This is a genomic window from Dethiosulfatibacter aminovorans DSM 17477, from assembly GCF_900142005.1.
GTDB lineage: Bacteria > Bacillota > Clostridia > Tissierellales > Dethiosulfatibacteraceae > Dethiosulfatibacter > Dethiosulfatibacter aminovorans.
Genome location: NZ_FQZL01000032.1, coordinates 38,290 through 47,413 on the forward strand (window position 1 = coordinate 38,290; position 9,124 = coordinate 47,413).

The 9,124-nt window shown below is 40.8% G+C and carries 10 protein-coding genes; 1 reads left to right on the top strand and 9 read right to left on the bottom strand.

The window, feature by feature from the left end; translation table 11 throughout:
* Positions 1-298 precede the first annotated feature (298 nt).
* The gene (locus tag BUB05_RS15700; RefSeq protein ID WP_073050565.1) at positions 299-1,537 is read left to right on the top strand and encodes a PocR ligand-binding domain-containing protein; all 1,239 of its coding nucleotides are present in this window, start codon (positions 299-301) and stop codon (positions 1,535-1,537) included.
* A gap of 77 nt (positions 1,538-1,614) precedes the next feature.
* Here BUB05_RS15700 and modA read toward each other — a convergent pair whose 3' ends face one another.
* From modA to BUB05_RS18755, 9 genes are all read right to left on the bottom strand, one after another.
* Positions 1,615-2,373, bottom strand: coding sequence for a molybdate ABC transporter substrate-binding protein (modA, locus tag BUB05_RS15705; RefSeq protein WP_073050566.1), 759 nt, complete (start codon positions 2,371-2,373; stop codon positions 1,615-1,617).
* A gap of 26 nt (positions 2,374-2,399) precedes the next feature.
* Entirely contained in the window at positions 2,400-3,197 is a 798-nt protein-coding gene (locus BUB05_RS15710) for an XdhC family protein (RefSeq protein WP_073050567.1), read from the bottom strand.
* A gap of 113 nt (positions 3,198-3,310) precedes the next feature.
* Positions 3,311-4,048 (bottom strand): ATP-binding cassette domain-containing protein, encoded by a 738-nt coding sequence (locus BUB05_RS15715; RefSeq protein ID WP_073050568.1) that lies wholly within the window; start codon positions 4,046-4,048, stop codon positions 3,311-3,313.
* A 27-nt stretch (positions 4,049-4,075) separates the two neighbouring features.
* Positions 4,076-4,864: a molybdate ABC transporter permease subunit gene (locus tag BUB05_RS15720; protein ID WP_073050569.1), complete on the bottom strand. Its 789-nt coding sequence runs from the start codon at positions 4,862-4,864 to the stop codon at positions 4,076-4,078.
* Position 4,865: 1 nt separating this feature from the next.
* Complete coding sequence (locus BUB05_RS15725; RefSeq protein WP_073050570.1) at positions 4,866-5,882, bottom strand: molybdopterin-binding protein; 1,017 nt, start codon at positions 5,880-5,882, stop codon at positions 4,866-4,868.
* Positions 5,883-5,900: 18 nt separating this feature from the next.
* Positions 5,901-6,704 carry a selenium-dependent molybdenum cofactor biosynthesis protein YqeB gene (yqeB, locus tag BUB05_RS15730; RefSeq protein WP_073050571.1) on the bottom strand — a complete coding sequence of 268 codons (804 nt, stop codon included), beginning with the start codon at positions 6,702-6,704 and terminating at the stop codon, positions 5,901-5,903.
* Between the two features lie 110 nt (positions 6,705-6,814).
* Entirely contained in the window at positions 6,815-7,012 is a 198-nt protein-coding gene (locus BUB05_RS15735; protein WP_073050572.1) for a hypothetical protein, read from the bottom strand.
* Between the two features lie 182 nt (positions 7,013-7,194).
* Complete coding sequence (locus BUB05_RS15740; RefSeq protein WP_073050573.1) at positions 7,195-8,571, bottom strand: pyruvate carboxylase subunit B; 1,377 nt, start codon at positions 8,569-8,571, stop codon at positions 7,195-7,197.
* Positions 8,572-8,706: 135 nt separating this feature from the next.
* On the bottom strand, positions 8,707-9,124 hold a 418-nt coding region (locus tag BUB05_RS18755), incomplete at its 5' end, for a molybdopterin-dependent oxidoreductase (RefSeq protein ID WP_342747114.1).

The following is a 9,124-nucleotide window of genomic DNA, read 5'->3' on the forward strand; positions in this document are numbered from 1 at the left end:
ATCTGTTTTTATTATACCTCATCATTATACTATATTTATATTGTATTTCTCCATAAATTGTATGTTTTTTGACATTATTTCAACATAATTGTTTTTTTGACAATTTCACAATTGAAATGCAAACGTTTTTTTGGTAAAATTATTACATATTTTGTATTAATTTCATCGAACACAACCGCTTCAAATCAAGCAATACTAGCACCATAGCTGATTTTCACAAATGTTTCTTGAATTTTTCTTGCTATTTCTACCAATTTTCAATATATTTTATATATCGATATCAATTAGAAGGTGAATTATGAATATATACGGAATAGATATAAAAAAGCTCAACAAAGCAATAGATGCATACAGTAGTTGCACTGATATCCCGGTAACAGTCTTCGACAAGGACATGAATATTGTAACCGAAAGCATGAAAGATAATAAATTCTGTAAATTCTTCCATATATATACGGAAGACAGTATATGCAAAAAAAACCTTGCTTTTTCGTCCAAAACTTCCTACACACTTGGAGAACCCTATATTTTCGTCTGTCCATCAGGTCTTTTGAATATTGTTGTGGCTATAATTGTCAACAGAAAATACGAAGGTTCCATTGTTGCAGGTCCCATCGCCATGGAAGTAATCACGGAAAAAAACATATGTAAAGCAATAGATCTAAACAGTGTTGATCCTTCACAGTACATGCCAATATCAATTTTTGTGAGAGATATGAAAATATTTTCCCTTGACAAGATTAATAAGCTTTCATTGCTCCTGTACAACAATATTCTGAGCCTTTACAGCAATATTGAAGATTATGAGTTTATGCGCAACAAACAGAAAATTCAAAACAACGCAGGTCGCAAGATACACGAAATTAAAAACAACATGGACAGTACCCCTAAGATCAAAAACATACGCGAAGAAATAATAAATAAAATTGTCAACAATGATACTGATGAAATAAAAGATTTATTAGATGATTTTCTTAATGATATACTGCAGTTGGATGCATGTAATTTCGAAATCATGAAGGTTAGAATATTCGAATTGTACCTGATGCTTTCAATGACTGCAATTAAAAACGGCATCTCCCTGGAACGAATTTTCGACTTGAACCTGACGTTTATTGAAAACCTCAACAAAGTTCAAAATATTAAAGATCTGTCTGAATGTTCTCAAGAAGTTGTTTCATTTTTCTGCGATAATATATTCACTTCCATATATTCAGGTAATTCAAAGATCATCAAACAGTCACTGTTCATAATAGAAAACAATTATATGAACAAGATCACTCTCCAAGATCTGGCAGATCACTTTAATCTTAACGTTTCATATCTTTCCAAGCTTTTTAAAAAGGAACTCAATGCATGTTTTTCTGATTATATCAACAGAATAAGAATAGAAAAAAGTCTGGGAATGATCAGAGACCATCAAATGTCAATATCTGAAATTGCTACAGCAGTTGGATTCAAGGATCAAAGCTATTTTACCAAACAATTCAAGAAAGAAATGGGCGAATCACCAAAAAAATACAGCATGAACATATAAAAGAAGAGATTTTCAGTTTATTGAAAACCCCTTCTTCATATATTGGCTTCCGGTTCTTTAATATTCCATGTTAAAACCTAGTATACAACCTTGAAGCCGTACTTCCCAAAAACAGCCTTGACATCTTCATTGGACAGCAACTCATCATACATTTTTGCAGCATTCTTGTTCTTTGAATCCTTCAGTAGTGCCACCCAGTAGGTTGCCTTTTCATTGTACTCATCTTCTATTTCGTACATGCTTACCTTGTTTCTTGTTGCCTCCGTAACATCAGTAACATATACAAGGCCTGCATCGGCTTCTCCCAGTGCAATTTTGGATGCAACACTCTTAACCGTTGATTCATTTGAAACAACATTGGATAATGCCTTTTCTGCATATCCTTCCACACCATTCTCTTCATATTTTGCCAGTATGTTTCTGGCATATTTACCGGCCGGTACTTCTTCAGCAGCAAGTATTATGCTTACATCCCCAGTCAGGTCCTCAAGTGATTTCACCTTTTCATTTCCCTTTGGAGTAATGAGTACCATCTTGTTTTCCAGTATTCCACTTCCTTTTTCTACAAATCCTCCCTCATTTAGGAGATTGTAGTTCTTCTCGTTGGCCGAAATGTATATGTCAGCCTCTGCACCGTTTTCTATCTGTATCCTCAGTCTTGTCGAACTGTCAAGATTCAATGTCATGCCATCTCCAAGAACGCTGTTTATTTCACCCATGCTTTCAGTAAGAGAGGCTGCAGAAAATACAAGTACCTTCTCGTCCTTTCCACACGATGTGAAAATCAACATCATCACCAATACTGCTGTAATAAATATATTTCTCTTCAGATTCATTTCCTTCCTATGCCCTTATCCTTTAATTATTTTTTCAGCTCGGCTGCTTTCTTGTCTTTCATGGTAATTCCTTGTCCGTCGTTTTTCACCATGATTATTTCAGCCAGTATTCCGACGGCTATGTCTTCAGGTGAATTGCCTCCTATTGCAAGACCTATGGGGGAATGGACCTTGTCTATCTTCTCCTGTTCGAGGCCCTTGTTCTTCATACTCTCGAACATGGTGTTTATCTTGTGCTTGCTCCCTATTACGCCTATATACTTGTATTCCTTTCTGATAAGCGACTCAAGAGCAACCTGGTCGTGGGCGTGGCCGTGGGTTGCAATTACTATGTATGAACTTGAATTGGTTTCAAGCTTACTGCATTCCTCCTTGATGTCTCCCAGAATCACCTCTGTAGCCTCCGGGAATCTGTCCCTGCTGGCTATGTCTTCCCTTTCATCAACAACAATTGTGTTGAATCCCGCATTTCTTGACAGCTTTTCAAGAACCCTTCCTATATGTCCTCCACCGACAATGACTACAGTTTTTTCCGGCTTCAACACATTAATGAATATTTCAACATATCCTCCACATGTCATTCCAAGGTCTTTTTCAAGGTCGAACCTGCAGGACTTGCTGATTTCCCTTTCTATGCATTCCTTTGCCAGCGATATTGACTTGAATTCAAGCCTTCCTCCGCCTACAGTTCCGGCAAAGGTTCCATCCCTTTTTACTATCATCATCTTTCCCGGCTCGGCAGGAGTGGACCCCACCTGATTCGTTACTGTAACAACTGCAACCGTTTCACCTGAATCGGCCAGCTTCAAAGCTTCTCTTATCATATCCTTCTCCTTTTAACATCCAATATGCATTTAGATTCAAATCATCACAGATAATTTATCAAGTTCTTGTATATATTATAACAAATCATCTCAAATCACATAATCGAAATCTTTCAACCCGCCTTTAAATCATCAGCTACACTATTGAAATTCAGATTCCTAATGAAAATTTTCGTATAGTCCTCTTCAGGTCTCTCAAAAAGGTCTTTACCTCTTCTTCTCTCTACAATATGACCATCTCTGACTATGAGGGCCTTGTCAGCCATCTCATATCCTTCATCAAGGTCATGGGTAACAAGTATACCCATTATATCCTTCTCTTTTATCAGTTTTTTAATGCTTCCTCTCAAACATTCTCTAAGTATATTGTCAAGACTCGAGAACGGCTCGTCCATGAGAATTATCTCAGGGTCAGTAATGAATGTCCTTGCAATGGACACCCTTTTCTGCTGTCCTCCCGATAGCTGGCATACCTTTTTGTCCAGATGGTCCCCGATATTCAGGATAGACACAAGATGTTCATAGTACCCCCTGTCATAGTCCTTACCTGCACCTATGAGTATATTGTCCCTTACATTGAGATGGGGAAAGAGATTGCTTTTCTGGGTTACATATCCTATGTTTCTTTGATAAGTCCTGATGTTTACACCCTCTTCCCTTGAATAGAGTGTCCTTCCATTAAGTCTCACAAATCCCTGATCAGGAGTCTTCGCTCCTGAAACCAGGTCAAGAAGAGTGGACTTCCCTGCACCGCTTTCTCCCATGACCACCATTATTTCTCCTGGCCTTACCTTAAGCTCGGCACTGAAGCTGAAGCTTCCAAGTCTTTTTCCTACTTCTATTTCAATCATTTTACACCTTCCTGTCCGATGAATCGGCTACCCTGCATTCTTAACTTTCCTAAACAATAACCGTTTGTGAACAACTTGCACTGTCACTGATATTCCTATGAGCAGCAGACCTATTGCCATGGACACGTTGATATCCGTTTCCATGGCTGAGAATATCGCAAGTGGGAGAGTCTGGGTTACACCCTTCAGATTGCCTGCAAACATTATGGTCGCACCAAACTCAGCCAGCATCCTTGAGAAACTCATTAGCATTCCCGTAAGTATTGAAGTCCTGCACATAGGCAGTATTATCTTCAAGAATATTTCAAGATCATCGAGACCCAGAGTTTCAGCGGATATTATTAGCTCCTCATCTATGCTCTCGAGTCCCACCCTATATGACTTGAAGAAGATAGGTCCTGCAACGAATATCTGGGCCAGACATACAGCCACTATTGTAAATGGTATCCTTATTCCAGCAATATCCAGATATCTTCCCACAATTCCCATCTTTCCGAAGGTTATGAGGAGTATCAGTCCTGCTACTGAGGGCGGAATCACCATGGGAATGTCAAATATGTCACTTATGAAGTCAATCCTCTTGTCATTTCTGCTCCACACATAGTATATTCCAGGAAGCCCAATGAGTACAACTGCAGCAATGCTTGCAATGGAGCTCTTCAGGGATATGCCCAAGGCAGCCAGCACTTCCTGACTGGTGAATATATATCCTGCATATCTTATGGATTCACTAACATATACTCCCATGGGCACAACATATATTGCTACCAGCATTCCAAAAGCTGCAATTCCAAGCTTTCTTAAAAGGCCATCCATCCTATTTCCCGAAATTGCAGTACGGGAATCTGCAGACATCGCAGTCCAGACACAATCCTCCGTGTCCCACAGATACCATGTCGTCCACCGTTATCCTGTCCCCTGCAAGAACTCTGGGAAGTATGAGGTCAAAGGTTGTTCTCTTGGAGTACATTACACATCCGGGAAGTCCCATGATTTCCCTGTCTCCATTGTATGCCATTAGAAACATTGCTCCCGGCAGCGAGGGTGCTCCGTATCTCACTATTTCAGCTCCCGTATTCTTTATTGCCGTGGATGTCATGTCGTCCGGATCCACAGACATTCCTCCCGTGCATACCACTATGTCTTTCCCGTTTCCAAGGAATGTCTTTATTGCATCCTCTATCATTTCCAGTCGGTCATCCACTATTACCTGATCTATTTCACCGGCAACATATTCTGCAAACTTTTTCTTTATTACAGGACCAAAAGCATCCTTTATCCTACCCTTGTATATCTCGCTTCCAGTCGTCACTATTCCTACGCTGACATTTCTGTATGGCACGACTTCAAAAAGGTCCCTGCCCTGGAGTATCTTTTCAACCTTTTCTATCTTGTCTTCGTCTATTACAAGAGGAATGATCCTTGTTGCGGCAAGCTTTTCTCCCTTTCTAACAGGGGTATTGGTGTGAATGCTGGCTATAATGACCTGGTCAACGGAATTTATTTCCTTCAGCAAGTCCTTGTCTATCTTGTACAGTCCGTCGATTTCCGCTGTGAAGCTTATCTTTCCTTCCTTGATTTCTGAAAAGGCGACATTTTTTCCCATTGATGCTTCCTTAATTCTCGTAGCAGCATCATTCTCATGAAGCCTTCCTTCAACATCCTCCCATACGTAAATATTTTCCTTTCCTATGGATAGAAGAACCGGAATGTCTTCCTCTTCTATTACATGCCCTTTCCTGAATACTGCATCCTTGACCTTTCCCGGTATTATCTGGGTCATGTCGTGACAGAGTACCTGCCCCACTGCATCCTCTACTCTAATTACTTTCATTAATTCATGCTCCTTGATTTATTCCTTATCCTTCATCTGCAGGTGGAGTATTGCTTCCAGCACTCCTCCTCCTACTGCTCTTGCCTTGTCCGATATTCCATAGCAGTTTTTCACTTCGTTCCTGGGATCCACATCTCCTATCTTCATTCCCTTGAATACGTGAGTCTTGTCTGCTATCATTCCTCTTATTACACCTTTGATCTTTGATCTAATCTCTTTTCCTTCAACTTCCGCTATTACTTCATCCTTCTCAACCAATGATCCTATATCACAAAACACCTTTATTTCTCCGTTTCCGGAAGAATATATGACCCTTTCCACCGTATATCCTCCAATGTTACCGGGAGCTCCAGTATTTGCCTGAGGCTTGCCTTCATAGATTACCCTTCCAAGATTGTGGCCCCTGTTTGTCTCTATGACGGCATCTACATCAACACCTGCTTCAAAACCCGGACCAAGAGCTATTACTATGTCGGCCATTGACTTGTCTGTACCAAGATTTTTCTTGGCCAGGATTGCATCTATTAAAACCTGAGGTTGAATTATATCTATCATTTCACCTTTGGGATCAATGACTACTGGAATTTCACCCTTAAAGTGTGCATCATCCACCTCCTCCAACGTCCTGCAAAGTCTTGCTGTAGTTCCCTCAATTGTTACAGTTCCGTCAAATACACACTGTGAATAGGACACCGTCCTCCTTATGGCAGTGGGATTCTCAATCTCAAGAACAATCACCTTGAAACCTGCCTCATGAAGCCTCTTGATGGTCCCCGAAGCGACATCGCCTCCACTCCTTACTATTACAATTTCTCTGTACATAACATCAACTCCTCATTTTATATTTACTCTATCAATCTATTTGTACTTGTTCGGCTCGTTTTAATTACATTTAATACTTCTTAGTGAATGAAAATCATATGGCTGTGCGGTTATGTCATTGTTTGACTACCGCCATAACCAGCAATATTGGGGAGTGCAAATAAAAAACCCTCCCATAGATAGGGAAGGTCCGCGTATGCAAAAACTAGCCTGCAACAATACATGATTTTGCAAACTTCAGTCTGTAGTCCTTCCCTGCCTTTCTTGATCTTGTCAAACGCAGCAGTACCTAGTGGTTCATCGTCCATATCTCAGCTCCCGGGTTTATGGATTAGCCCCGTTCACAGCCCTGATATTTTCTCCCGCAAAAGGAAGAGCATAGCTCCGCGTTATTAAATTTTATATAAAATACGTTTATTTCCAGTATATGTTCAATTATACATTGAAACCGTCAAAATTACGTCGAAAACCGTGATATTTGAAAACATTTCTATAGGGGATATCCTATCCCATCCTTGACCATGTCAAGATCCACCTTGTACTTTTCAGTATTCCTGTATTTGAAATACTTTAGCGACTGCTCCGGATAGATTATATAAGAGAGCAGATCTTCTTCACATTCGTAAAGGTTTCCAATTTCCCTTTTCTTTGCCTTAATATCTATTTCCTTGATTTCTATGTCTTTCGAATCAAAGGCATCCATCTTTTCAAGCAATTCCTTGCTGATTTCACCTTCCGGTTTTCCATAAAGCCCTAATAGATAATTCTTGACTTCCTTGAAAAGAACCTTGTATCTTTCATTGTTGATAACATTGAGAACAGCCTGGCTGCCTACAATTTGACTTGTTGGAGTTGCCAGAACGGGATAGCCAAGGTCTTTCCTCACTGCAGGAACCTCTTTCATGACCTCGTCAAATCTGTCCGCCATGCCCATGCTTTCAAGTTGATACACCAGGTTTGAGATCATTCCTCCCGGAATCTGGTGTTCCAGGACCGATGCATCCATCTGATACCTGTCGATATTTATCGTCCTTTTTCTTTTTAACTCAGTTAGCATAACATTTGCTTCTCTCACTGCGTCCATGTTGAGCCTGTGGCTGTAGTCGGTTCCCTTAAGGGATTCCACCATGGCTTCCAGAGGCGGTTGAGACGGACCTCCTGCAAAAGGTGCAATTGCACAGTCTATGGTTTCGACGCCGACTTCAATTGCCTTCTGGTAGCACATTGCTGCCATATAACTTGTACAGTGGGCGTGGAATTGAACAGGAGTCTTGCCTGCCATTTTCACCAATTCTGCAAGTATCTTTCCCGCATCCGATGGATGCATGATTCCACTTGGATCCTTTAAGGCTATGGAGTCAACCTCAAGCTCCAGAAGCCTTCTGCAAGTCTTTACATAGTGGTTTATATCGTGGACGGGACTCTTTGTATAAAGTATGGCTCCTTGAACATGCTTTCCGGTTCCCTTTGCTATCTCTATGGATTCCTCCATGTTTCCTACGTCGTTGAGGGCATCAAATATTCTGAATATATCCATTCCATTTTCGGCCGACTTCTCTATAAACATTTTCACAACTTCAGTAGGGTAAGGCTTATATCCCAGTAGGTTTCTTCCTCTAAGAAGCATCTGTGTAGGCGTATTCGGAAGAGCCTGTTTTATTTTTCTAAGCCTTTCCCAGGGATCTTCATCAAGATATCTCAAGCAAACATCAAAGGTTGCTCCTCCCCAGACTTCCATGGACTTGAAGCCTATTTTGTCCATGACTTCAGCTACAGGAAGTATTTCTTCCAGCTTCAACCTTGCCGCTATAAGAGACTGCTGGCCATCCCGAAATGTAGTTTCTGTAAAATTTACCATTTTACTCATATCTCACTTACTATCCTTTCAAATTTAAGATTTTCAGAACACAGAGTCCTTCAAACCATTTAAACCTGCATCTGCCGTCCAATTCAACGGCAAATGCAAGTTCCATGATGTCAATCTTTATTGTCTGTCAATTTCTTACAGAAAACCTAGCACGCCGTCGAGAACCTCCACATTGTCCATTCCTGTCTTAGAAGCGATGGCAGGATTTACAGTTCCTGTCGTGTTGTCTGTCCTTGTTATTGTTCCACAAGACTCTGCAAGTGATGCCATAGGTATCACAAGGTCTGCCGCTTCAGTGTTCACCGTGTCGAAGATATCCATTACAGCAAGGTACTCGGGCTTCACATCGAGTCCGTCAACGTCCTCTCCTACGATGAGGAGTCCCTTGATCTGTCCAGCCTTCACAGCTTCGATTATCTCTTCTGCATCAACGTCGAATCCTGCATCAAGGGCACCCTGGGTATTTACGCTGTCCTTGAGGGTGATAATTCCCCTGTATGGCTTCTCAAGCTTGTCTGTGAGTTTTGCCACAGTGTAGATGAGCTCAAGCTCC

What these genes read in the sequence shown, in the direction of transcription:
- BUB05_RS15710 (WP_073050567.1), bottom strand. Translation starts at nt 3,197, where the DNA reads ATGATAAGAGAAGCTTTGAAGCTGGCCGATTCAGGTGAAACGGTTGCA.
- BUB05_RS15725 (WP_073050570.1), bottom strand. Translation starts at nt 5,882, where the DNA reads ATGAAAGTAATTAGAGTAGAGGATGCAGTGGGGCAGGTACTCTGTCAC.
- BUB05_RS15740 (WP_073050573.1), bottom strand. Translation starts at nt 8,571, where the DNA reads ATGAGTAAAATGGTAAATTTTACAGAAACTACATTTCGGGATGGCCAG.
- BUB05_RS15715 (WP_073050568.1), bottom strand. Translation starts at nt 4,048, where the DNA reads ATGATTGAAATAGAAGTAGGAAAAAGACTTGGAAGCTTCAGCTTCAGT.
- yqeB (WP_073050571.1), bottom strand. Translation starts at nt 6,704, where the DNA reads ATGTACAGAGAAATTGTAATAGTAAGGAGTGGAGGCGATGTCGCTTCG.
- BUB05_RS15735 (WP_073050572.1), bottom strand. Translation starts at nt 7,012, where the DNA reads ATGGACGATGAACCACTAGGTACTGCTGCGTTTGACAAGATCAAGAAA.
- modA (WP_073050566.1), bottom strand. Translation starts at nt 2,373, where the DNA reads ATGAATCTGAAGAGAAATATATTTATTACAGCAGTATTGGTGATGATG.
- BUB05_RS15720 (WP_073050569.1), bottom strand. Translation starts at nt 4,864, where the DNA reads ATGGATGGCCTTTTAAGAAAGCTTGGAATTGCAGCTTTTGGAATGCTG.
- BUB05_RS15700 (WP_073050565.1), top strand. Translation starts at nt 299, where the DNA reads ATGAATATATACGGAATAGATATAAAAAAGCTCAACAAAGCAATAGAT.